General features: G+C 42.7%; 19 protein-coding genes and 2 tRNA genes. 12 read left to right on the forward strand and 9 right to left on the reverse strand.

Translation table 11 applies throughout. The annotated features are described in order from the left end of the window. Positions 1-11 precede the first annotated feature (11 nt). Complete coding sequence (locus DN752_RS22135) at positions 12-2900, reverse strand: TonB-dependent receptor (protein ID WP_112786000.1); 2889 nt, start codon at positions 2898-2900, stop codon at positions 12-14. 210 nt (positions 2901-3110) lie between these two features. Next, positions 3111-3452 (reverse strand): gliding motility protein GldC, encoded by a 342-nt coding sequence (gldC, locus tag DN752_RS22140; protein ID WP_112786001.1) that lies wholly within the window; start codon positions 3450-3452, stop codon positions 3111-3113. Between the two features lie 93 nt (positions 3453-3545). Between gldC and DN752_RS22145 the strand changes: the two genes are divergently transcribed. Continuing rightward, positions 3546-3995, forward strand: a complete 450-nt coding sequence (locus DN752_RS22145; RefSeq protein WP_112786002.1) for a DUF2147 domain-containing protein — start codon at positions 3546-3548, stop codon at positions 3993-3995. A 164-nt stretch (positions 3996-4159) separates the two neighbouring features. Here DN752_RS22145 and DN752_RS22150 read toward each other — a convergent pair whose 3' ends face one another. The 4 genes from DN752_RS22150 to DN752_RS22165 all read right to left on the reverse strand — a co-directional run bounded on the left by DN752_RS22150 (position 4160) and on the right by DN752_RS22165 (position 6955). Beyond that, on the reverse strand, positions 4160-4663 hold the full coding sequence (locus DN752_RS22150) for an SRPBCC family protein (protein ID WP_112786003.1): 504 nt from the start codon (positions 4661-4663) through the stop codon (positions 4160-4162). Next, complete coding sequence (locus DN752_RS22155) at positions 4660-4986, reverse strand: ArsR/SmtB family transcription factor (protein ID WP_112786004.1); 327 nt, start codon at positions 4984-4986, stop codon at positions 4660-4662. Before DN752_RS22155 ends, DN752_RS22150 begins: the two co-directional genes overlap by 4 nt. A 451-nt stretch (positions 4987-5437) precedes the next feature. Further along, positions 5438-6019: a sugar O-acetyltransferase gene (locus DN752_RS22160; RefSeq protein WP_112786005.1), complete on the reverse strand. Its 582-nt coding sequence runs from the start codon at positions 6017-6019 to the stop codon at positions 5438-5440. 570 nt (positions 6020-6589) lie between these two features. After that, the gene (locus DN752_RS22165) at positions 6590-6955 is read right to left on the reverse strand and encodes a DUF2200 domain-containing protein (RefSeq protein ID WP_112786006.1); all 366 of its coding nucleotides are present in this window, start codon (positions 6953-6955) and stop codon (positions 6590-6592) included. 328 nt (positions 6956-7283) lie between these two features. Between DN752_RS22165 and DN752_RS22170 the strand changes: the two genes are divergently transcribed. The 8 genes from DN752_RS22170 (at position 7284) to DN752_RS22210 (ending at position 14233) form a co-directional block, all read left to right on the forward strand. Beyond that, positions 7284-7901, forward strand: a complete 618-nt coding sequence (locus DN752_RS22170) for a DUF4230 domain-containing protein (RefSeq protein WP_112786007.1) — start codon at positions 7284-7286, stop codon at positions 7899-7901. Between the two features lie 208 nt (positions 7902-8109). Further along, positions 8110-8184: transfer RNA gene (locus DN752_RS22175), tRNA-Glu, on the forward strand. A 26-nt stretch (positions 8185-8210) separates the two neighbouring features. Continuing rightward, positions 8211-8282: transfer RNA gene (locus DN752_RS22180), tRNA-Glu, on the forward strand. Positions 8283-8844: 562 nt separating this feature from the next. Next, positions 8845-11676: an alpha/beta hydrolase family protein gene (locus DN752_RS22185; RefSeq protein WP_112786008.1), complete on the forward strand. Its 2832-nt coding sequence runs from the start codon at positions 8845-8847 to the stop codon at positions 11674-11676. A gap of 491 nt (positions 11677-12167) precedes the next feature. Beyond that, complete coding sequence (locus tag DN752_RS22195; RefSeq protein ID WP_162633310.1) at positions 12168-12605, forward strand: hypothetical protein; 438 nt, start codon at positions 12168-12170, stop codon at positions 12603-12605. A 367-nt stretch (positions 12606-12972) separates the two neighbouring features. Continuing rightward, positions 12973-13320 (forward strand): DUF2019 domain-containing protein, encoded by a 348-nt coding sequence (locus DN752_RS22200; protein WP_162633311.1) that lies wholly within the window; start codon positions 12973-12975, stop codon positions 13318-13320. A gap of 129 nt (positions 13321-13449) precedes the next feature. Continuing rightward, positions 13450-13884, forward strand: coding sequence for a DUF2019 domain-containing protein (locus DN752_RS22205; protein WP_112786012.1), 435 nt, complete (start codon positions 13450-13452; stop codon positions 13882-13884). A 1-nt stretch (position 13885) separates the two neighbouring features. Continuing rightward, the gene (locus DN752_RS22210) at positions 13886-14233 is read left to right on the forward strand and encodes a hypothetical protein (RefSeq protein WP_112786013.1); all 348 of its coding nucleotides are present in this window, start codon (positions 13886-13888) and stop codon (positions 14231-14233) included. Positions 14234-14675: 442 nt separating this feature from the next. Here DN752_RS22210 and DN752_RS22215 read toward each other — a convergent pair whose 3' ends face one another. The 3 genes from DN752_RS22215 to DN752_RS22225 are packed head-to-tail and all read right to left on the reverse strand — an operon-like array spanning position 14676 to position 18638. Beyond that, positions 14676-16091 (reverse strand): tagaturonate reductase, encoded by a 1416-nt coding sequence (locus DN752_RS22215; protein WP_112786014.1) that lies wholly within the window; start codon positions 16089-16091, stop codon positions 14676-14678. Positions 16092-16108: 17 nt separating this feature from the next. Further along, positions 16109-17554 (reverse strand): glucuronate isomerase, encoded by a 1446-nt coding sequence (gene uxaC, locus DN752_RS22220; RefSeq protein WP_112786015.1) that lies wholly within the window; start codon positions 17552-17554, stop codon positions 16109-16111. 40 nt (positions 17555-17594) lie between these two features. Continuing rightward, positions 17595-18638 carry a LacI family DNA-binding transcriptional regulator gene (locus tag DN752_RS22225; RefSeq protein WP_112786016.1) on the reverse strand — a complete coding sequence of 348 codons (1044 nt, stop codon included), beginning with the start codon at positions 18636-18638 and terminating at the stop codon, positions 17595-17597. 932 nt (positions 18639-19570) lie between these two features. Between DN752_RS22225 and DN752_RS22230 the strand changes: the two genes are divergently transcribed. The 3 genes from DN752_RS22230 (at position 19571) to DN752_RS22240 (ending at position 23660) form a co-directional block, all read left to right on the forward strand. Next, complete coding sequence (locus tag DN752_RS22230) at positions 19571-20797, forward strand: glycoside hydrolase family 88/105 protein (protein ID WP_112786017.1); 1227 nt, start codon at positions 19571-19573, stop codon at positions 20795-20797. 66 nt (positions 20798-20863) lie between these two features. Next, a complete protein-coding gene (locus DN752_RS22235) occupies positions 20864-21874 on the forward strand; it encodes a pectinesterase family protein (RefSeq protein ID WP_112786018.1) in 1011 nt (336 codons plus the stop codon). Between the two features lie 151 nt (positions 21875-22025). Then, a complete protein-coding gene (locus tag DN752_RS22240) occupies positions 22026-23660 on the forward strand; it encodes a glycoside hydrolase family 43 protein (protein ID WP_112786019.1) in 1635 nt (544 codons plus the stop codon). Positions 23661-23839 lie beyond the last annotated feature (179 nt).

Consider the following 23839-nt stretch of genomic DNA (forward strand, 5'->3'; position numbering starts at 1 on the left):
GGTCATGGGGTTTAATTGAGAAGTTCGTCAAAGGTGATGCTTACATAATAAATGGCGCCGATGGAAGGTCCTCCAAAATTGAGGAAATAGCGCTCGTTAAGGATGTTGGATCCACCAAGCTTGATGATGGATTTCCAGTCTTTGACCTTGTAGTTTATCTGTGCATCGATGGTGCCTACCTGCGGTACTTCCCCGGCAGCAAAAGAGGATTCCCAGCGAAAAGCCGTTTGGTATCTGTAGGTGACATTGAACCCTAATTTTTCAGTCAATTTTCTATTGGCAAAGATAAGGTTAAACTTATGTTCTGGAGTATTGAAGTCCGAGAGGAAGCCTTCTTCTATATCCGTCAATAGCTTATTATAATTGTAATTGCCGCTGAAAGTATAGTTTTTAGGCAGGTTGTAGGTGATTCCGATGGCGGCACCATTGGCTTTTACGCTATTGCCTACCAGATTGGTATAAGTCTGGAACGTGTTCTCTTGGCCAGGAGTGGTGACAGGAGTCAATAAAGATGGTGCATTGACCGCATTGATGGCCGCTTGGTCGCTGTTTATCGGGTTAGGGTAGACTGGTCCGGGGGCTTTCCTGACAGCGGTTTGTGTGATGAAATCATTGTAGATATTATAGTAATAAGCGAAGTCTATCAAGAGTCTATTGTCGGCAAGCAAGCCCTTGTAGCCGACCTCGAAGGATTTGACCTGCTCAGGTCTCAGGTCTGGAAGGTCGTTGACAGGAACGAGCTCTGCAGTAGCTTCCGGGGGTACGGGGCTCAGTCCTTCACCTACTTTGGCGATATAATTGTTTACTGAGGCCAAGGAAAAGGCATTTTCGAAGATTTGATATTTTTCACGATAATAGGGCAGTCCACCAAGTAATCTAGCAGAGACCACATTCAGGTCAATATGCTGTCCTTGGGTGGTCGGCATTCTGAAACCTGTTTGATATGAAAAACGGATGTTGCTGTTTCCTTGGGTAAATACGGCAGCAAAACGGGGGTTGAACTGTCCCTTGAAATTTTCATTTTTGTCAAAACGGATGGAGGCCATAAGTTTAAGCTTGTCATCCAGGACTTTTTTGGCCCCTTGGGCAAAGGCACCGTACTCCGAAATAGTGATGTCATTACCTGCTACATCAGCGAAGATGGTCCCATTTGAGCGCAGTTCATAGAGTCGGTAACTGGCACCAGCCTGCAGGTCCATGAAGTCAACTTCATTTTTGAAATTGTACTGTCCTTCAGCCATGTACATTCTAGACCGGTCATTGAAGAGAGAACCTTCCGGGATATAGTCAGATTTGATCTGTTCAGATGTTGAGTTGAATTCCTCCGAACCGGGTAGGAAGCGTCCTTGGTCTGCGACTCCCCGGGCAGCTTGGTGGGCGGCAGCTTGCTGTTCGGTAGTGCCCTGTGTGCCGGGGGCTACACCTTGCTGGGCGAGTGCTCCCATATAGGCCAAGGTGTATTCTCCAAACCAAGTGGAATTGTCCTTCCAAGTATCGTTAATGCGTACACCTGTAAGGTCTGCAATGAATGATTTGCCTGAATTTTCCCGTGTAGTATATCCCCGTAGGAAAAAATTATCTCCAGTCAATTCCAATTTGTGTTGCGAGATTTCAAATTCAGAAAGGGAGTACCGTTGGGATCCTGTGTAAACAGAAGTGCCAGAACCATAGTTTAAGGTGTAGGAGAGTTCCAAAAAGTCATTGATTCGATAGTGCAGGGCGCCGTTAAATTTGTAAGCAGCAGCGCCGTAATCTACGAGGTTGGACTCTTCGTATCCCGTTCTGGAGACCACTTGGTCAGGAATACTGGGGAGATAGCCGTCTATGCCCAATGCCGCTGCATTTTGTTGAATTGTACTTACGTTGCGTAGTAGCCCAATATTATTGGACACTTCATCGCCAAAGATATGTACTCGATTGGCGCCAGGGTTAAAGGGCAAGTCGCCTTGACTTCTGGCGTTGAGGTCGGTCATATCCGTGCCGTACCAGTCTTTTGCCCGCATAAATGACCCGTTGAGCTTAAATGCCCACTTATTGTTGAAGGCCTTGGCATAACGGATGGCCCCTTCGTACATCGGTTGGGCGCTTTGAGGTTCTCCTTCACGTCCATTGATATGGTTGAAGCCTTGTTTGTAAAAAGCGCTCAGGCCTTGGTAATCAAATGGGTTTTTGCTGTTGACCAGAAGGATGCCATTGAAGGCATTGGGGCCATACAGGGCAGAAGAAGCACCTGGGATAAATTCTATCCTCTCCACGTCGAGTTCAGAAGGCCCATTCAAGTTGCTGATGGGGAAGTTCAGTGCTGGCGCTTGGGTATCCATGCCATCGGTAAGCTGTACAAAACGGGTGTTGCCAGTGGAATTAAACCCTCGCGCATTGATGATTTGGAAATTGATGGAAGATGTGGTGACATCTACTCCTTTGAGGTTGGCGATGGCCTTGTAATAGCTATCGCTTGCCGTCTCTCTGATGCTGAGGATGTCCATTTGTTCGATGGAAACTGGCGAAGTAAGGATGCTTTCTTCCACCCTGGAAGCAGAGACGACCACTTCTTGTCCTAGCAAGGTCTGTTCTTCCAATTGTATTGCCAGGTCAACGGTTTTTGCGGAGTTGACATGGATTTCCTGACTGGTGTATCCAACCATGGACACCACCAATGTAAGGGGTGGAGCCTGTTGGACTTCTAAGTGGAAATTACCGTCCAGGTCTGTGACGGTACCAACTACTTTTCCTTTGACAAGGATATTTACGCCGATGAGGGTCTCTTGGGTGCCTGCATCTTTTACGGTGCCTTGGATTGTCGTGGATTCTTGGGCCATGGCCATGGTTCCTCCGATTTGGCACAGTGCAAAAAATAAAACCACCTGCAAAGAGATCCATTTAGGTAGTGCTTTCTTCATGTTATTATTGGGTTTGTTTCGCTAATTGCTTTTAGCCATCTAAAAGACTAATCGCCTAGTTAATATAAGGTAAAAAATTAATTATACCGGGTGTGTATGGGATAATTTTAGGGTTAAAGGTGATGATTTAATATAAGGAGGACACAAAAAAGGCAGTCAATGTGTTCATTGGCTGCCTTTTGTGAAAAGCTGAAAGTGACTTTTTTACGCTTACTTTGCTTTATTATTTTCTTCATTGACATGCTTCACCAAGCGGTCACAGAGTTCCTTGATTTCTTCGGACATATATTCATCACCAGTGCTGTTAAGGATGGTCTGTCCCATGCCTCCCAAAATATCGATATAAAACCGCTTCATTTCAACCACAGACATATCATCTGTCCATAGGTCTATTCTCAAAGTGCTGTGATTAAGGTTGTCCCAAACATTTAGGCTGATGCTTTTGGTTTCTTCTGCACCTTCACTTTCCTTGTCGGTAGCGTCCCATGTTATGGTTTTTGGCAGGCTCTTTTCGTCTAAGTCAATGGTGAACTTTATCTCAGAATTTTTCATGTGCTCATTCAATTTTAAAGTGCAAAACTACAAAACAATGTTTGGAGTTCCTTTTAAAAGAGGTATAAAACTAAATTTCTATATTTGCTTACTATGAAGAGACTTGATAAAGTACTGATAGTTGGTTTTTTAGCCCAGTTTGTGGTGGTAGGGTCTGCCCTTGCCCAGGCAGATAAAATTGTGGGGGAATGGAGGACCACCGATCAAAAAGCCAAAGTAAAGATCACCAAGGAAAAGACCGGCTATGCGGGAAGGATCGTTTGGCTTAAGTCCGTGCAAGACGGGAATTCGACACCCCTGGATGCTGATAACAAAGATCCAGCACTAAGGGACCGGCCTATTTTGGGAATCAATATCATCGAGGGACTACAGTATGATGAAGGGGAATGGAATGAAGGGGAACTGTATGATCCAGAAAGTGGAAAGACGTACGATTGCCTAGCAAGGTTTGAAGAAGATGAGGATCAGCTTGAGATCAGGGGATACTTGGGTATGCCCACTTTTGGCAGGTCAGTTTTCTGGGAGCGGGTTGAGCATAAGTGATTCAGGCCTTCCAAAATCGGGTCTAGGAATGCCTAAGATGCCATTAAGTTCTTCAGGAGCGAAGCAATCTTTATATATGGAATCGCGGGGGATGAAAAGAACTGATCGCCAATGCTGGATAGTTATAATTGGTCGATCAGTTCTATCGCTTATAGTTCATGGAATTATTTTACGCTTTTTTCCAGCAGAGCTTCCAGCTGTTCCAACGTCTGTGTCAACCCTTCTTGCATGCCCATCTGCACGACTACTTCAAGGTCTTCCAGTGAGCTGTAACTGATCAGGATGTCCACCTCAGTGGTGTCTGCTGAATTGCTGAAGTTGACTTTCCAATTTCCTTGGGGGAGATCCGGGTTGGGTTTTCCGTTTTCGTCACAGAAATAGTCCGCCGCCGTATAGTGTTCCAAACGCTGGATACGCTGAAAATCAAATCGGCTCCAGTGCTCTTCACCTTCAGGGCTGATCATGGCAAAGAGCCAATTGCCTCCTTCGGAAAAGTCCATGTGCTTGGTTTTTGCCTTGTAGGGTTCAGGGGCAAACCATTGGTCCAATAATTCGCTTTTGGTAAAGCAGTCCCATACTTGTTGGCGGGCCGCAGCAAATTCCTTTTTGATCGTCATGGTGTTGGCTTCTTTGTTTACAATGAAGTCAAATGCGAGTTTTGTTTTCATGGTTTTTTATGGTTGAGTTTAGCAATAAGATTATCCAATTGTCCAAAGCGGCATTCCCAGATTTTTCTAAACTGCTCCAGCCATTGGTCGATTTCTTTCATTTTGTCCACTTTAATTTCATAGAAGACTTCCCTGCCTTTTTGGTTGGAATCAATCAACTCACATTCTTGAAGTACTTGAAGGTGCTTGGAGATGGTAGGCCGAGCAGCTTCGAAGTTTTCGGCAATTGATCCGGCTGTCATGGTCTGAGCGGCAAGAAGCAGCAGTATTGCCCTTCGGGTGGGGTCAGCTATAGCTTGGAAAGGATCGCGTCTGAGTTTCATTTTAGTTCAATGAGAATTAATGTAGCCATTTGACTACTAATATAAGTGTAGTTATTTGGCTACGCAAATTATTGTGCTAATTATAGATGATATTGGTAAAAAGTACTAGGATAATAATCAACGAGATCTCTAGCAAGGAGTAGTAAGTCACCGTTTGATGTTGGTCCAAAATTTGATTATACGCTTTCTTGCCAGTAGTTTTTATTTCTCGCGGAACGCACAGAAAACCCAGAATGAAACAACGCTTTTCTGAGGTTTCTGTGAGCACCTATTTTATATCTCTGTGATTACTGGTATCATTGCGGATATACATAATCCAAAAAAATCATAGCGATATAGATTAGTGAAATTACCGATATTATTTGACGGTTTTTATGGGAAATTGTCAGGGCAAACGGATGTAATATATTGGGTTTAGTGTAGGCATAGCAATCATCCATGCCGCTGGCACTCAAGTATTGAAAGTAGTTTTCCGGTCTTTTTCATTTAGTTTTCTGATCACTTTGGCGGGATTGCCCACGGCCAGTGTATCTGCTGGAATATCCTTGGTGACTACTGCTCCTGCACCAATGACCGCTCGGTCGCCGATGGTCACTCCGGGACAGATGGTGACATGGCCACCGATCCAGCATTCTTCGCCTATGGTGACGGGGCGACAGTCTTCCCATTCTCTTCTTTCTTCGACTTGGAGAGGATGTCTGGCGGTATAGATATGTACGCCTGGCGCCAGGAGGGTCTTTCTGCCAATGGTCACTTTTGCCCCGTCCAAAATGACAGCGTCAAAGTTGATGAATACACCGTCCCCGGCATGGATGTTTTGACCATAATCGCAGTGAAATGGAGGCTCTAGGTGAAGGTTTTTGGCAGAATTGGGGCATAGTTCGTTGATGGTGTCCTGAAAATTGTCGGTATAGTATTCCGTGACATTGAGCTTGTGCAGGATGCGTTTGACATTTTTTCTGATAGCGATCATTTGCTCACAATGCGCATCATAAGGCTCTCCGGCCATCATTTTTTCCATTTCTGTTTTCATGGTATCCAAAGGTGTAAGGTTGAACCCGGTTTATGCATTAGGAATCGTGATGAGGTTTGAAACTACAAGAAAATCAGGCTGTTTGGAGATTGAGGCATAGCACCGCTATGGTGAAATCGAAAACAGCAGCGAAGCGACTGATTTTGAAGTAGGTTCATACCGCAATAGATAGGCTAATGCATATTCCGGGTTGAATGTGTATGGGTAAGTGTCAAAATTAGGGGGTATATAATATTGGTCGAAAAACACAAAGGTTTCACCAGTGGGTGTAAAGATCCCATCTATACGTACAGGGTATATGGATTACGGAATTTGCCCTATTGTGCACTATGAACCTAATGTGGTTATCAAATAAGTTAGCTACGTTAATTTCTCAACGACTTAGATTCCGGGTTTAAGGTAGGGAAATCGCTATTAAACTATTAATAAAGAGATGTCAGCCTGAGCGGAGTCGAAGGCTAGACGTTGGACCTCGACTCTACCTGGTGGAGGATAGACAGGTCCGCTCGGTCTGACTCTTTTTGCCTGAATTAAATAACTTTATGGGGATAAAAGCGATTTCCCTAGGGTTTAAGGCTCGCGGAGTATTTTTTCCATTTTTTTGCCTTTGGCGAGTTCATCCACTAGTTTGTCCAGGTACCGTAATTGCTGTGTCAGTGGATTTTCGATTTCCTCTACACGGTAGCCACAGATGAGGCCTTTGATCATGTGGGCATTTGGATGTATGGTGGCTTGAGAGAAGAATTCTTTAAAGGTGCTTTTTTCATTTATCAACCGATTAATATCTTGATCGTTAAAACCCGTTAGCCAGGTGATGACTTGGTGCAGTTCCTCTTTGGTTCTGCCTTTTTTCTCCACTTTGGTAAGGTAATGGGGGTAAACCGAGGCAAAAGTCATCTTTGCAATGCGTTCGTTTTGTTTTTCAGAGGTTTGCATAAAAAAGAACTTATTGGTGAAAACATTTTGAATAAGTAAATTATCATCAAATATAATTCCATTTTTTGATTGTATACAACCCTGTTAGGGACTCCGTGTTGTAGGGGGGATGGTCCGTTGTTACTATCGATAGAGACGATTGGTTGAGATGAATTGCAGTGACTCAGTCCAACGCGCTTCCAAGCTGTTAGAGCCGTTATGGGGTTTTTAGGGCAAAACCATGGAAAGAGGAACAATATCCTGGACCAAAACTGCTAAAGGAACGTATGTTTAAAGAATAAAAGAAAATGGGTATCTTTCCAGTAATATAGGTGCAACGAAATCAACTATGCGAAAATTTTTGTTTGGAGTTTTGATCGGGCTTTTGGCCATTGGTGCCTATCGCTGGATTGCTGGAGGAATTGAACAGAAAAACACGTTGGAAGAGAGCAGTAGCCTGATCCAGCAAGAGGTAGAAAATGTCAGCAAGCTGATCGTGACAGAGGGGGATTTTTCCCAAGTGTATAATTATAAGCAGTCAGAAGGTATTTTCGGTAATCTCTGGATCACTGAAAAAAAAGCCCTGGTGGTGGTCAATGCTGATGTGCAGATCGCCTATGACCTGACCAAAGTGAAATTTCAGATAGATGAGGAAAACAAAACACTATATATTGAAGAGGTTCCTGAAGCTGAGGTGAAAATTTTCCCGGATTATAAATATTATGATGCCGAAGGCGATTATCTCAACCCTTTTGATGCTGATGATATAAACACGATAAAGTCGAGGGTCAATGCTTCTATTCGCCGAAAAGTGGACAGTTCTGACCTTGAAAAAAACGCCAATCGCCGTTTGATAGCCGAACTTGCTCGCTTTTATGTCCTTACCAATTCCTTAGGATGGAAACTTGTCTATGAGGAAAAGGAAGTGTTGAGTGAAGGGGATTTTGAGTTAAAAGAGCTGCACTAAATGTGTCGTTGCACTTTCTTAAAGTGGTTTGTCTGATGACCCTAATAGCAATGGGAGTGATGTGGGGGTTCTTTTTCGATATTTTTATTACTAATAACCAATAGGTTGGGGTGAAGGAAAGAATATTTTTTGGCTGGGTTTTGTATTGTAAAATTAACCCTCTATATTTGCATCACCTTACAGAAAGGCAAGGAAATAAAAATAAAATGGTCCGTTCGTCTAGGGGTTAGGACGCATCCCTTTCACGGATGAAACACGGGTTCGATTCCCGTACGGACTACCATTTTAGATTTGCCTTTTTTGTTTTATGGTCCGTTCGTCTAGGGGTTAGGACGCATCCCTTTCACGGATGAAACACGGGTTCGATTCCCGTACGGACTACTGACAAAGTGATGTTTTCATCATTTCTGATTGCTTATAGCATGATGAATTTTTGTTTTATGGTTGTTAGTGGTTAAAGTGAATGGAAAAGCCTCGTTACAATGTACGAGGCTTTTTTTATGTTCCCAAATTTATTTGTGCCAATCCCGGATCAAGCGGAAACGTAGGGGGGAGCTGATGGAACGCTGATGACGCAGATAACTATGATTGGCGCTGATTTTTTTTAAAACTGTAAAAGCCAATTTGTATAAATAGCGCTTTATTCCAATAATCAATTGGGCGAAGCAGTTTTAAGAAAGTGCGTCGAAAATCCCTCCAGACAGATGGCTTGATCTTGATCCCACTTTCCCTATGGTGCCCTCATATGCGCCTAAACCCAAGTAGTCCCTCAACTTTTCTCTTGACCCAACGTACTGTTCAAGTGGATTTTGAAATGGCAATTGCTGGTCACAACTTATTCCAACCACTGATCTAAGAATTGATGAATTGTTTGTGGATATATCCTTAAATTTTGGCTTTCATTTTAAGAATATTAAAATTTTCTAAAAAAGCCCTATTATAAATGAATAGATTAAGAGTTGTATTGTTGCTGCTGCTGATAAATGTAGGAGCATACGCCCAACAGAAAAGCCCCCTTAAACATGAAGATTATGACCGATGGGAATCGATATCCTCTACCAGCGTCAGCCCTGATGGCAGGTGGGTAGGTTTTGAAATCAACCCACAAGATGGTGACGGTCGCTTAAAGGTCTCCCGTCATGATGGTGCGGGTGCCGATTTTTCGATTGCAAGGGGCGATCACTATGCTTTTTCCCATGACAGCCATTGGGTTGTAGGAAAGATCCTTCCCGAAAAGGATACTGTCCGCATGCTCAAACTAAAGGAGAAAAAGGACAAGGACATGCCAAAAGACAGCCTGTTTATTCTTTCTCTAGATGATGGAGACTTGGAAAAGCTCTCACGTGTAAAATCCTATAAAGTCCCCGAAAAAGAAGGTAACTGGCTTGCAGTGCATTTTGAAAAGGAGGAAAAGGAGGAAGAGAAAAATGAGGAAGTAGAAAAAGACAGCACAGATATGGAGGCGTCCAAAAAGAAAGAACAGCCCAAAACGGATGGGACGCTTTTGCAAGTGAGAAATTTCGATGGTTCCATTACCTATGAAATCCAGCGGGTGGCCCAATACGGTTTTTCCGAAAAGGGCGAGTACCTCTATTTCGTCCAATCGGAAGAAGACACTTTGGACAATGCGGCAATCGGTCTGCTGGAATTGGAAGCAGGGAAGCGAACCGTTGTTGACACGGGAATGACCAAGTACACAGATGTGGCTATTTCGAAAGATCTTAAACATTTCGCCTATTTGGCTTCTGATGATTCCGCAAAGGCAGAGAAGCCCTATTACCAATTGTTTTTGCACAGGATCGGTAAGGAAGGCAGTGAGCCAATTGTTACCAAAGATACGGAAGGGCTTTTGGCAGAAGGTAAAGTAGCTAAAAGTGGCCACTTGAAGTTTTCGGAAAATGGAAACAGGTTGTTTTTCGGTGTCAATGAAGATTACAAGACCTACGCTTACGAAGATGATACGACCATTCTCGATGAGGAGCGTGTATCGCTTGATATCTGGAGCTGGAAGGATGATGAAATCCAGCCGATGCAATTGGAAGATAAGGAAAAAGAAGCCAATAAATCGTTTCTGGCCGTATATGACCTTAAGGACAATACAGTCGTGCAGCTTGGTGATCGAGCGGTGGACAAGGTCAATCTAGACAAAGACGCCAAATATGATGTAGTCATCGCTACAGATGACAGTCCTTATCGGATCAACTACAGTTGGGACATCCAGATCGGTAGGGATATTTACTTGATCGATGTGGAGACCGGTGATAAAAAAAGGATCGTCAAAAATGCCAAAGGTTATCCGAGCCTTTCTCCTGCGGCGATGTATGTGAATTGGTACAGTTATCCAGATAGTGCTTGGTTGGCGTATGACATTGCACAAGAGAAAACCATTAACCTGACAGCAGGTATTGAAGATGATTTCTATGATCAGCTCCACGACAGTCCCAGCATGCCACGATCCTATGGAGCGGCCGGGTGGACTGAGGATGACAAGTCGTTTATCGTTTACTCCCGCTACGATATTTGGAAAATAGACCCAAGTGGCAAAAAAGCTCCCGTAAACATCACCAAAGGATCCGGAAGCGCACAACAGACCAGCTTCCGAAGGGAAGTGCTGGATAGGGAAGAGGAATTTATTGATCCCAAGGCTCCATTGATCTTGTATGCGTTCAATGAGCGAAACAAGAAGAGCGGGTACTATAAAGGAGACATTAACGGGGACAAAATTCCTGAAGAATTGGTGTTTACCGATCATCGCTATTATGGCTTGGAGAAAGCCAAGGAGGCTGATGAAGTCATCGTGAGAAGATCCACTTTTCAGGAATATCCGGACGTTTATGCTTCGGATTTAAATATGGACAACCTGAAGCAGCTTTCTCATGCCAACCCTCAACAAAAGGAAATCAACTGGGGGACAGTGGAGCTGACTGAGTACATGACACTGAAAGGAGACAGCTTGCAGGGAATGATCTACAAACCGGAGGACTTTGACCCAAATAAAAAATATCCTTTGATGGTATATTTTTATGAACGAAGGTCTGACAGTTTTCACAATTATATCAGTCCGGCCCCAAGTGCTTCGATAATTAACATTTCCTACTTTGTGAGCAATGGCTACGTGGTTTTCGTGCCGGACATCAAATACGATATCGGCCATCCCGGTAAGAGTGCCTATGACTGTGTGGTGCCAGGAGTGATGTCCGTAGTGGAAAAAGGCTATGTGGATACTGACAATATGGCCATCCAAGGACAAAGCTGGGGAGGCTACCAAGTGGCTTACCTCATCACGCAGACGGACATGTTCAAGGCAGCAGGTGCCGGAGCTCCAGTGGCCAATATGACTTCTGCATATGGAGGAATTCGCTGGGGATCTGGCATGAGCAGGATGTTTCAGTACGAACAGACCCAGTCCAGGATAGGAGGGACGCTCTGGGAAAAGCCGATGGAATACATCGAAAATTCCCCGTTGTTCTATGCCGATCAGGTCAATACCCCAGTGCTGATCATGCACAATGACAAGGATGGGGCCGTACCATGGTACCAGGGCATAGAGTTTTTCATGTCCCTGAAGCGGAACAGGACACCTGCTTGGCTGTTGGTTTATAATGGTGAAGACCACAACCTTCGCAAAAGGAAAAATAGAAAGGACTTGTCCATCCGTCTAAGCCAGTTCTTTGACCACTATCTCAAGGGAGCCCCTGCGCCGCTATGGATGACAGAAGGACTGCCCGCAGTGGAAAAAGGACGTACACTGAAATACGAGCTATCAGAGGAATAACATGCTCTTGGCCTGTGAAACTTTAAAGAGAGCCATTGATACATAGATGATCAGCAAAGCCATCCATGTATCAATGGCTTTTTTTCTTACTGGTGAAAATGTCATTTTTTATTTCACCGTTACTTAAAATTGGTATTTTGATATTAAATTGTGATTTTTAATTAGTATATGTTTTAATATTTTGATTTTTTCCTGTTTATTAAAAAAATGAATTGTTGCAAACAGTTTTTTTATTCTCATAAATAATAGCAATCCTGATTCAGGAACAGCTGTTGACATAAGTAGGATAAATGGGAGAAAAATGGCATCAACTGGAACAACTAATTTAGTAATTGAATTACAAGAAGCCATGGATAGGTTTCCAAACGTTCGAGAAAATTTCGGTCCTAATTTTAAGCACAAATATTCAAAAGAGAATGATTCTTGGAATTATAAGCATCCCGTAGGTGGTCATTCAGATCACATTCATTTCTCAGTAAGATAGAAATATAATGAAATTATTTATTGTTATTATTTTGACAAGCGCATGTCTGTTAAGCTGCAAAGCACAATCTTCCGTAGTTCAGAATATTTCTGATGAATTAACCTTGAATTATGTCCTGTCCAATATCGATAAGGTGGATTACTCCTTTTATGGTCTCTATGAGCGTAGTTTCTTTGTAAGTGTCTATACTATTTTTGATACGAAGGCTACACCAGAAGGCTCTTTTGAAGGCCATGATAATGTCCTTTCCAGTATTTTGGTATCGGTAAAGCCTGATGGAGATTATTATACCGAAAGCGATCTCTATAAAATAGAAGGCTTGTTAGATCCTAAGGTGCTGGGCATTGCGGAAACTGCCTTTCCAGAATTTGAGCTATCGGTAGAGCATGGAGGGGCTGACGAAAGGAAAGTGGTAAAGTATAAGCTTCAATTCAAAGAGAATTGAGTAATAACATGCTCTTGGCTTGTGAAACTTTAAAGCGAGCCATTGATACATAGATGATCAGCAAAGTCATCCATGTATCAATGGCTTTTTTTCTTACTGGTGAAAATGTCATTTTTTATTTCACTGTTACTTAAAATTGGTATTTTTGGTATTAAGTCTTTATTTTTTACAATTTACATTTTAATATTTTGATAATTTATTTTTATTAAATAATAAATTGTTTGCAAGCAGTTTTTTATTCTCACAATTGTCAGACCCTTTACTAATAATCAAACTGTTAGAAATTGGCTTAACGGTCAAACTTACCAACAACAAATTGAGTTTGGATTGGATATTTTATATAAAGCAAAAAACGGATTACCATTACATGAAACATGATATTTTAGAAAAATATATTGCGGCTGCTCAACAATATGAGTCGGGCACACTAATTGGTAACAGAAATCAGACTAATAAAGCTTATAAGAAGTTAAATGCTTTTTTTAAAGAGCTAAAAGCCAGTAACCAATTAGATAAGTTATTGGTTCTTACGGGACATGAAAACTGTGGGGTGAAAATGTGGGCAGCAACTCATATTCTGCCCGTAAACGAAGAAACCGGACTAAGAGTTCTTGACGAATTAGCATCAAACCTCCAAGGCGGTCTCTTTGGGTTTGATGCTAAGATGACAATTCAGGAATGGAAGAAAGGAAATCTCACCTATTTAACTGAATAGGCAACAAAGACAATGAAATGTGATAATAGAGGGGGGCTTTAGCGGTTCGTGGCATACGAGAATTACCTCCTTTTATAATTCAAAATGCCCAATGGGAATTGTCAATACAGGTGACAAAACTTTTGGGCAATGGGTAGCAGGAAAAAGCTTCCAGAAACAAATGGAATGGGGGTTGAAAATTATGCAACAAATGAAATAAACATGGTGATTAAACAAAAATTAAGTGATTCTGAAGAAATCCTTATAAAAAGATTCATAGATACAATCGTAGAAAGGGAGAAGTATGTAAATGTTAACCCTAAAAGGGCTAATAAGCTTTTTGATGAAATACATTCTATTTTCAAGGAGCTGAGAAAAAAAAAACAACTTAAAAGATTGGAACCTTTAATGGAGCATAATAATAACTCAGTGGTTAATTTTGCCGCTAAATATTATCTCATTGTTGACGAAAAAAAGGCAATAAATAAACTGAAAGAACTAGCGAAATCTGGCGGAATGATTGCTTTTGAGATTAACATTTTGATTGATCAGTGGAAGAAGGGAGAAGTAACATTCAATTATTGATATGAAACTATCAGAAAAAAACAGGAGAATACTTCTCGATTATTTGAACGGACAAATAGACGATTATTCCAGACAGCAGACGGAATCTTTCCTTTCGTCCATTTCAGCAGTAAAACCCTATGGGGAAGCCGAGATCAAGGCCTATCAGGCAATGCAGGAAAATGTGGAGGGCAGTAGGCTTTTATTGGAAAGGCTTCTGCAACTAAATGCAAGAGAATTGTTCTTTGATTTTTTTTGCATTATTGACGGTGTGGGAGACCCAGAAGATAAAGACTGGAGTGGTGTTCTTCTGATGGACAAGCCGGATGATTTCGACGAACATGTAGAATTCCTACATGATGAATTTTGATTTGCTTATCCATGAAATGAGTTCAATATCAGATATTATGATTATACGTTTTTATGCCAGTAGGCGAATAAATATAAAGTGATAGTTAGTGTCATTGGTTTCATGATACGGATAAATGGTAGTTACTTGTGTCAGGACAAAAAGTTTTGACGCTATGAACATACTAAAATTTATGAACGTTTCCCCGATGAAGACAGCTGTGCGGTCTATTTGCGTGAACGGCGTGAACAGAAGGGTTATATCCCGTTTATTAATTTATATGGGGATGTATCTTCGATCAAAAAGGAGCTTGAAGACGGGATAGAAACTGTTGTTTTCTTAATCAAAAAAAGGAAGCCAATTTTGGCTTCCTTTTTCTTTCTAAATCAATATTAGAGGTTTATCAATTATCCCGATTTATGCATTAGGAATCGTCATAGATAAGCTAATGCATATTCTGGGATTATACTTTTTCCTTGTCCACCAGTTGGCTTAACTGCTCCGCCACGGCTGCTTGGAGGCTTTCGACTTTGGTGAGGTCGGTGTCCCAGAAATTGATGTTTTTAAGCACTTCGTTTGCCACTTGGTCGACGTCATCGCTTTCCCAGATCGTCTTGAAGTAATTGACGATTTCTTCATCATCCTGTACCGGGGTGGCTTCGCCATTATAGCTTCCTTTATAGAAAACGATCAGGGCAGCCAGCGAGCGTACCAGGTTTGGTGGCAACTGGCCTTTTCGGTCCACATATTCCAAAAGAGAAGGCAATACCCTTACCTTAAACTTGGATATGGAGTTCAGGGCGATGCTACTCAAAAGGTGCTTTACAAATGGATTCTTGAAGCGGTCCATCACGTCATTGGCAAATTGCTCCAGTTCTTCCTTAGGGAGATCCAGCGTAGGGATGATTTCACCTTGGATGGTTTCGTTCAGGAATGGCCCAATGACCGGATCTTCCACGGATTCCCTTACCGTTCTCAGGCCATGAAGATAAGCAACGGGTACCAGTGAGGTATGTGCGCCGTTTAGGATCCTTACCTTTCTGGTCCTGTACGGAGATTGGTCTTTGACAAATTTCACGTCCAGCCCTGCTTCCTCTGCGGGAAATTCTGCTTTGACCGCATCTGGTCCTTCGATCACCCACAGGTGGAAAGGTTCCGCTTTTACCACCAAGTTGTCCTCGAAGCCAATGTTTTCTTGGATCTCCTTGATGGTCTCTTTTGGAAACCCGGGGACGATACGGTCCACTAGCGTGTTGGAGAAGGTATTGGCCTCATTGATCCATTGGATAAAGCCATTGGGTAGCTGCCATAGGGCTGCATATTGAAGGATGATCTCTTTTAGCTTGGCCCCGTTTTTATCGATCAGTTCACAAGGAATGATGTGAAGCCCTTTGGAGTTATCCCCGTTAAAGATGTCAAAACGGCTGTAGAGTAGAGCGGTCAGTTTGCCAGGGAAGGAGCTGGGAAGTTTTTCCCTGTCATCGTCTTGTGGATTATAAGCGATCCCTGCTTCAGTGGTGTTGGACACGACAAATCTCAAGTCTGGATTTTCAGCTAGCTTTAGGTACGCTTCATAGCTTTCATAGGGGTTGACGACTCCTCTGACACAAGTGATCAGGCGGGTTTCCTCTTTGGCTTCGCCTTGTTGGATACCGCTGAGTTGTACATGATAGAGCCCTTCTTGGTCATTGATCATTTTGCCCAGACCATGCTGGATAGGCTGTACCAACTGCACGTCGCCGTTAAAGTCGGTTTTTTCGTTCATGGTATCGATGATCCAGTCCACAAAGCCTCTTAAAAAGTTGCCTTCCCCAAACTGGAGAACTTTGACGGGCCTTTCTGTAAGCCCTTCTACATGTTGTCTGTTGAGTGTTTTCATGTGTTTATCGTAAATTTCTATTGTTCAAACTCAAAGTAATTTTTGGCATTGTGATAGCAAATATCACTGACGATCTTGCCGAGCCATTTCTCATCAGCAGGTAGTTCGCCATTTTCGACATCTTTACCGATCAAGTTACAAAGCGTTCTTCTAAAATACTCGTGTCTTGGAAAAGAAAGAAAACTTCTGGAGTCAGTAAGCATTCCCACAAAACAGCTTAACAGTCCCATATTGGAAAGCGCATTCATCTGTTTTTCCATGCCATCTTTTTGGTCCAGAAACCACCAACCCGAGCCAAACTGCACTTTGCCACGGATAGAACCATCGTTGAAGTTGCCGATCATGGTCGCCAATACTTCATTGTCACGAGGATTAAGGTTATAGAGGATTGTCTTGGTCAGCTGGTCTGTGCTGTCCAGTTGGTTGAGATACTTGGCGATGGCTTCTGCCTGGGAGAAGTCACCAATAGAGTCAAACCCTGTGTCTGGGCCCAAAATGCGGAGCATCCTTTCATTGGTGTTTCTAAGGGCACCCAAGTGATATTGCTGTGTCCACCCTTTGGTGTGGTACATGTGGCTTAGGTGCAGTAAGGTTTCAAACTTGAAATATTGGATTTCCTCTACAGTGAGAGGTTTTTGTTCGGATAGTTTTTTGAACAGTTCTTCAGCACTGTATTGACCCATTTCGAAGAAATAAAGCTGCTCTAAGCCATGGTCCGATAGTCTGCCGCCATGGTCATGGAAAAAGGCTATTCGATTCTCCAAGGCCGCCAATAAGTCACCGTATTTATTGATGGATACTCCACTGACTTCTTGGAGCTTTTCCAAATAAGCCATGTAGTCGGCAGGGTTTTCGACCGCATATGCCTTGTCAGGTCTGAAAGCCGGAAAGAGGTTAGGCTTGGTACCGTCGTTTTTGGCCTTTACATGGTATTCTAAACTATCGATAGGATCGTCCGTGGAGCAAACCGTTTCCACATTCATTTGACTGAGAAGACCTTGTGTATGGTGAGATGGTTGCTGGAGCAAATCGGTAGCCCTCTGATAAATATCATCGGCCGTTTCAGGGCCGAGAAGCTCCTCGATGCCAAAGTACCTTTTTAGCTCTAGATGTGTCCAGTGATAAAGTGGGTTTCTGAGAGTATAAGGAACCGTTGTGGCCCATTTTTGGAATTTCTCCTGGTCGGTGGATGCTTTGCCGGTAATGTATTTCTCGTCTATGCCCAGCGTTCTCATTGCACGCCATTTATAGTGATCCCCAGCGAGCCAAATTTCCGTCAAGTTTTTAAATTTCCTGTTTTCGGCAATGTCCTTTGGAGACAAATGGCAGTGGTAATCTATAATAGGTAGTGCTTTGGCGTAGTCATGATAAAGCAGCTGGGCAAATTCACTCTGCAATAGAAAGTCATCTGATAGGAATTTGTCTTTGGCACCATGCAATCGATTGCTCAATTCATTCAACATATACGTTTGTTGTTTTGTAATTTCAAAAGATCAAAATTATTTATCCATTTGGTTGTTTTACTTTCCGGGCAGAGGATTCTCTGATGATGAGCTCAGGCTTGAGCACGGTTTTTTGCGGAACGTATCTTTTTGGATCTGTCTTGAGCAGTTCAAAGAACAGTTCAGCAGCGACATTTCCCATCGGTATACTGACTTGGTCTACCGTAGTCAATGAAGGAGTGGTAAAAGAGGTAAAGGGTTCATTTCCAAATCCTGCCAATCCTACTTGCTCCGGCACATCGATGCCTTTTTCTTTTAGCATCTGTAATGCCCCCATGGCAGCATAGTCACTGGAAGAAAAGATGGCATCAAAATCTAATTTTTTCTCCAACATTTTCAAGACCGATTTTTGACCATCTTCCAATTGCATATTACTTTCTATCACCAGTTTTTTGTCAAAAGGAATGCCATTGTCACGAAGAGCATCTGTATAGCCTCTCAGTCTTTCGCTGTAAATATTTATTTTTTTTGGATTGGTGAAGTGGGCAATCTTTTCGTAGCCATTTTCAATCAAGTGCTCCACGGTTTTGTAAGCTCCCAAGTAGTCATCAATGACCACCTGATTGACCTCTACCTGATCAGTAATCCGGTCAAAAAGCACCAATGGGATGCTCTTTTCAACGATGCGTTCCAGATGATCAAAGTCCTCGGTGTTTTTTCCGATGGACATGATGACGCCATCTACCCGAGCACTGAGAAGGGTGTCTACTATTTGTACTTCCTGCTCGAAATTTTCATAAGATTGACTTATGATCACTTTATAGTTGAGTTGATTGGCGATTTCTTCTATCCCTCTTACCACAGAAGAAAAGAAGTTCCGGTTTACGGTGGGGACAATAATTCCAATCAATCGACTTCGGCCATTTCTCAATGCCGCAGCGATATTGTTAGGTTGATAGTTAATGTCTTTTGCCGCTTTGGTAACCAGCTTTTTGGTGGCATCACTTATCCTCGGATGATTGTTCAGTGCCCGGGAAACAGTGCTGGCAGTAATGCCCAACTTTGATGCTATATCATGTATCGTCGCCTTCTTTCTCTTATTCATTGATTTTTCAAACTGGTTGCCAAAACTTCAAATGTAAGATATTTCTATCAATTTTGCGGCAATTGCCCCTTTTGGGAACCTATCGCGAAGTTTGGCATTTAATGATCATAATGGGTTACTGTTATGTACCGCATTCATAGTTGAATATTATGTAATCGGTTGCGCAATATACTTTATTTATTGGTTGATAGCCAAAAATTACCTCAGGTATTTTTTTAATTTATTATGATATTTGTAAAATATAATAATGCATTATCCTGCTATTACCTTATTATAAAATTATTTCATGACTTATTTGCTGCTAAATTTTAATGTATCAAAAAAAATAATTAACTATGCAATCGATTGCTCATTATTGTGAAGGTGTAGCAGAAAGAGGGAGAACGAAAATAGTGGGCACCTAAGAATTTTGTATAGAATATAATTAGTTTAGGGTTAATGATGTGAAATGTCCCCTTCGCTTGAGGGGGACTTTTCAACGATCCTCTTTAAAACTTAACCTTTTAATTCAAAATTTCAATTGACGATTAAACCCCAAAATGATGAAAAACCAAAGAAATAGAATTAACTCCTACATAGTCCATTTTTTTAAGTTGTTGTTTAATTATCCAACAGCAACAAGAGAGCTCGTTCCGGTAAAAGCTCAGCACAATAACTTTAACCCGGAATATGCATTAGCCTATCTACGCCACGGCGCACAGGTGTTGCGACCTGAAACTGCTTCAAAATCAGTCGTTTCACATTAGTTTTCGGCATAACCGTAGCGGTGCTACGCTAATGCCTCCAAACTAACTGATTTTCTTGCAATTTCAGCTCTCACTACGATTCCTAACGCATAATCCGGGTTTAATCGTTTTTACTGATTCGATTAATAATATCCGTAACGAAGTCATTGTTTTCTAATCCAAGCCGATAATCTAACCTTTTGTTCTATGTTTAAGCTCAATCAAAATCTACTGCGTATACTGGTAGTATTTGCAGCCATTATATTTGCCTCTTGCTCCCCTAATCAATCTTCCAAAACAGAAGGGAGTGTCCAGAATACGGAAGAACAACAGCCATATTCTACCTGGATGGCTGATTCAGAAATCAAAAGAAATCCGGAAGGCTGGACGTTAGACTTTAATGAAAAGCCAAAATGGGAATATACCCATGGATTGGTCATGACTGCCATGGAAGAAGTGTACGGAGAGACAGGTGATCAAAAATACCTCGATTATATAGTGAATTTCGCAGACTTTATGGTCGAAAAAGATGGTACAATCAAGACCTATAAGAAAAGTGACTATAACATCGACCGGGTCAATGGAGGCCGTTTTCTGATTGGGCTGTATGAGGAGACGAAGGTGGAGAAGTATAAACTGGCCATCCAAGAGCTGCGTGATCAGATGCGTGAGCACCCGAGGACTTCAGAAGGAGGGTTTTGGCACAAAAAGCGCTATCCACATCAAATGTGGTTGGATGGACTGTACATGGGATCCCCTTTTCTGGCACGTTATGCGGCGACATTTGATGAGCCCGCATTATTTGACGATGTAGCCAATCAGATTTACCTGATGGACAAGTATGGCTACAGTGAGGAAACAGGCCTGTATCACCATGCTTGGGACGAGAGCAAAGAACAAAAGTGGGCCGACCCCGAGACGGGTCTTTCTACGAACTATTGGGGAAGAAGCATCGGGTGGTTTAGCATGGCCGTCGTCGACGTCCTTGACTACCTTCCGGAAGATCACCCAAAAAGGGACATGATCGTCGGAGTAGCCCGGAAAATTGCGGCCGGGATCATCCGGTACCAAGATGATACAGGTGTTTGGTACCAAGTGGTGGACCAAGGGGATCGAGAAGGAAACTACCTGGAATCTTCTTGCTCGAGCATGTTTACTTATTTCCTATTGAAGGGTGTAAGCAAGGGATACCTTGATCAAAAGTACCTGGCTTATGGGCAGAAAGCTTATCAAGGTCTTTTGGACGAATTTATCAGGGAAGATGCTGACGGTGGTATCAGTATTACCAATGTATGTGCAGTAGCTGGACTGGGAGGAGATCCTTACCGTGATGGTTCATACGAATATTATATTGGAGAGCCCCAAAGAGACAATGATCCCAAAGCTGTAGGGCCTTTTATTTTGGCTTCTTTGCAAAATGAAGCATTAAAATGAGCAGTGTTAGGGAATATTTATTAATTTCCATGCTTTAAACGAACAATAGACCGCAATTCTTACAGCATGCCAACTAAAGAAATAACCTATATAAAGTATACAATTCTCCTTTTCTTTTGCTTAACAGCCTCTTTTTTGCAGGCACAGGAATATGATATTACAGTAGCCAAAGACGGATCTGGTGATTATGTAAGCATCCAAGAGGCATTTAACAGTATCCCTGATTTCAGGAAATCAATAACCCGAATATTTCTGGAACCGGGAACGTATAAGGAGAAATTGACCTTAGCCTCTTCGAAGACCAATGTACACTTGATTGGGAACGATGCATCTAAAACGATCATTACCTATGATGATTATGCCTCAAAGAAAAATAAGTTCGGAGAAGAATTGGGTACCACAGGCTCCAGCTCTTTCTTTGTATTTGGAGATGGGTTTGTGGCAAAGAATATCACTTTCGAGAACTCATCCGGTCCAGTAGGACAAGCGGTAGCGGTCAGGGTGGATGGCGATAAGGTGATTTTTGAAAATTGTAGGTTTTTAGGCTACCAAGATACACTTTATCCGCATGGAAAAGATAGCCGACAGTACTATAAAAACTGCTATATCGAAGGAACGACGGATTTTATCTTTGGATGGTCCACGGCCGTTTTTGAAGGCTGCGAGATTTTTTCCAAAGACGGGGGGAGCTACATTACAGCGGCTTCTACAGATAAAAAGAGCCTGCATGGATTTGTATTTATCAAGTGCAAGCTCACAAGTGACGCCCCTGATAAAAGTGTTTACCTAGGGAGGCCTTGGAGAGATTATGCCCAGACGATATTTATCAGTTGTGAAATGGGGAGCCATATCAAACCGGAAGGTTGGCACAATTGGGAGAAGCCCTCGGCCGAAGAAAACAGTTTTTATGCTGAGTTTAGGTCCTACGGTCCTGGAGCTGCTCCTGATGATAGGGTTATGTGGTCTTGGCAGCTTACGCCCGATATTGCAAAAGCCTATACTGTACAAAATGTTTTGGGAGGAGAAGATGACTGGAACCCAATTCATGTCCTTCAAGGTGAAAGTGAAGATCAATGAAATATGGGACATGGAGATGTTTTGTGTTGCTCTAGTTTTGGAGTAGGAGTTGATATAAGGACAGAATAGTATTTACACGTGATTTTACAGTTACAAGCCCCTAGTATGATTAGACCAATGAAGTAACTGAACAATCAAAAATAATCCATTCATGAAATTATTTAGACCATTATTGGCCGGATTAGCTTTCGGTATAGGGACTACTGTGTCTGTTTTTGCGCAGGATAGCGGCCCTTCAGCAGTATGGGTGGCAGACCAAGGGGATGGCACCTATATCAATCCCATCATCCACGCAGATTATTCAGATCCGGACCTTTGCCGGGTCGGAGGTGATTTTTACATGACTGCCTCGAGCTTTAATGTGGCTCCTGGTCTCCCGATTTTGCACTCCAGAGATTTGGTGAATTGGGAGTTGGTGGGCCATGCACTGGATCGTCAGGTTCCATTGGACCATTTTAGCAAGCCCCAGCACGGCGATGGTGTTTGGGCACCAGCCTTCAGGTATCATGAAGGGGAGTACTACATTTATTGGGGTGACCCTGACTTTGGGATCTATATGGTAAAGACGAAAGATCCTGCTGGCGAATGGGAAGAACCCGTTTTGGTAGAAGCAGGAAAAGGATTGATCGATCCTTGTCCTCTGTGGGATGAAGATGGCAATGCTTATTTGTCACATGCTTTTGCAGGAAGCCGGGCGGGGATCAAAAGTGTCTTGGTCGTAAAACCCCTAAGTGCTGATGGGACCAAAACCACTGGGGCTGGTAAAATTGTCTTCGATGGCCACGAGGACCAACCTACCGTGGAAGGAACTAAATTTTATAAGCGTAACGGCTATTATTATATTTTCGCGCCTGCAGGTGGTGTGTCGACAGGATGGCAACTGATTCTTAGATCAAAGAATCCTTATGGACCCTATGAACAGCACATTTCACTCGAACAGGGAGAGACAGACATCAATGGCCCCCACCAAGGTGGCTGGGTGAGTCTCGAAAGCGGTGAGGACTGGTTTGTCCACTTTCAGGATAAGGAGGCTTACGGCAGGATCGTCCACATGCAGCCGATGACATGGGAAAATGACTGGCCCACCATGGGAGAAGACAAAGATGGTGACGGTACCGGAGAGCCTGTGATGCGTTATAAGAAGCCTGATGTGGGCAAAAGTTACCCTGTCGCAACAGTAGATGATTCGGATGAATTTGAAGGAAATGATATCGGACTGCAATGGCAGTGGCATGCCAACCCCAAGGCAACCTGGGCATTTGCCAATCCCGCCAAAGGGATGCTCCGACTGTACACTGACCAACTTCCTGAAGGTGCTGAAAACCTTTGGGCAGCATCCAACTTACTTTTGCAGAAGTTCCCTGCTGAAGAGTTTACCACAACGACCGAATTGACATTCCACCCGAACGAAAAACTCCAAAATGAAAAGGTAGGTTTTATCGTCATGGGAATGAGCTACGCCTACCTGGCCTTAGAGAGCGAAGAGGATGGGGTTTATTTGAAATACGTGGAATGTGATGATGCAGAGCATGGAAAACCGGAAAAGGAGACCATCATTAAGAAGGTATCCGATCAGACGGTGCAGTTAAGGGTGAGAGTAGCAGAAGGAGCCATTTGCCAATTTTCCTTCAGTGAGGATGGTGAGACGTTTACCGACATTGATGATACTTTTACCGCTGTACCCGGAAAATGGATAGGGGCTAAAGTGGGGCTTTTTGCTATCAGGGATGAGAAAATTAACGATTCAGGATACGCGGATGTGGACTGGTTTAGGTTTTCGAAGTGATTTTGGGAACTGAAAGATTGTAAAATTGGAGAATAGTTGGTTCAGCGCTAAGTGACAGTGAGGGGCGCTATAAGTGAGTTACCCTGACCGATGTCGAAGGGTTGCCTACCAATGACATCAATGAAACTAATCAACTAAAAAGACATGAGTTTTCCACGCTAATTTGCGGCATTTGACAA

The organism is Echinicola strongylocentroti (assembly GCF_003260975.1).
In the GTDB taxonomy this organism is placed as follows: domain Bacteria; phylum Bacteroidota; class Bacteroidia; order Cytophagales; family Cyclobacteriaceae; genus Echinicola; species Echinicola strongylocentroti.

Excerpts from the sequence above, each read along its gene's own strand:
- DN752_RS22135 (WP_112786000.1), bottom strand. The coding sequence starts at position 2,900 with ATGAAGAAAGCACTACCTAAATGGATCTCTTTGCAGGTGGTTTTATTT.
- gldC (WP_112786001.1), bottom strand. The coding sequence starts at position 3,452 with ATGAAAAATTCTGAGATAAAGTTCACCATTGACTTAGACGAAAAGAGC.
- DN752_RS22145 (WP_112786002.1), top strand. The coding sequence starts at position 3,546 with ATGAAGAGACTTGATAAAGTACTGATAGTTGGTTTTTTAGCCCAGTTT.
- DN752_RS22150 (WP_112786003.1), bottom strand. The coding sequence starts at position 4,663 with ATGAAAACAAAACTCGCATTTGACTTCATTGTAAACAAAGAAGCCAAC.
- DN752_RS22155 (WP_112786004.1), bottom strand. The coding sequence starts at position 4,986 with ATGAAACTCAGACGCGATCCTTTCCAAGCTATAGCTGACCCCACCCGA.
- DN752_RS22160 (WP_112786005.1), bottom strand. The coding sequence starts at position 6,019 with ATGAAAACAGAAATGGAAAAAATGATGGCCGGAGAGCCTTATGATGCG.
- DN752_RS22165 (WP_112786006.1), bottom strand. The coding sequence starts at position 6,955 with ATGCAAACCTCTGAAAAACAAAACGAACGCATTGCAAAGATGACTTTT.
- DN752_RS22170 (WP_112786007.1), top strand. The coding sequence starts at position 7,284 with ATGCGAAAATTTTTGTTTGGAGTTTTGATCGGGCTTTTGGCCATTGGT.
- DN752_RS22185 (WP_112786008.1), top strand. The coding sequence starts at position 8,845 with ATGAATAGATTAAGAGTTGTATTGTTGCTGCTGCTGATAAATGTAGGA.
- DN752_RS22195 (WP_162633310.1), top strand. The coding sequence starts at position 12,168 with ATGAAATTATTTATTGTTATTATTTTGACAAGCGCATGTCTGTTAAGC.
- DN752_RS22200 (WP_162633311.1), top strand. The coding sequence starts at position 12,973 with ATGAAACATGATATTTTAGAAAAATATATTGCGGCTGCTCAACAATAT.
- DN752_RS22205 (WP_112786012.1), top strand. The coding sequence starts at position 13,450 with ATGGGTAGCAGGAAAAAGCTTCCAGAAACAAATGGAATGGGGGTTGAA.
- DN752_RS22210 (WP_112786013.1), top strand. The coding sequence starts at position 13,886 with ATGAAACTATCAGAAAAAAACAGGAGAATACTTCTCGATTATTTGAAC.
- DN752_RS22215 (WP_112786014.1), bottom strand. The coding sequence starts at position 16,091 with ATGAAAACACTCAACAGACAACATGTAGAAGGGCTTACAGAAAGGCCC.
- uxaC (WP_112786015.1), bottom strand. The coding sequence starts at position 17,554 with ATGTTGAATGAATTGAGCAATCGATTGCATGGTGCCAAAGACAAATTC.
- DN752_RS22225 (WP_112786016.1), bottom strand. The coding sequence starts at position 18,638 with ATGAATAAGAGAAAGAAGGCGACGATACATGATATAGCATCAAAGTTG.
- DN752_RS22230 (WP_112786017.1), top strand. The coding sequence starts at position 19,571 with ATGTTTAAGCTCAATCAAAATCTACTGCGTATACTGGTAGTATTTGCA.
- DN752_RS22235 (WP_112786018.1), top strand. The coding sequence starts at position 20,864 with ATGCCAACTAAAGAAATAACCTATATAAAGTATACAATTCTCCTTTTC.
- DN752_RS22240 (WP_112786019.1), top strand. The coding sequence starts at position 22,026 with ATGAAATTATTTAGACCATTATTGGCCGGATTAGCTTTCGGTATAGGG.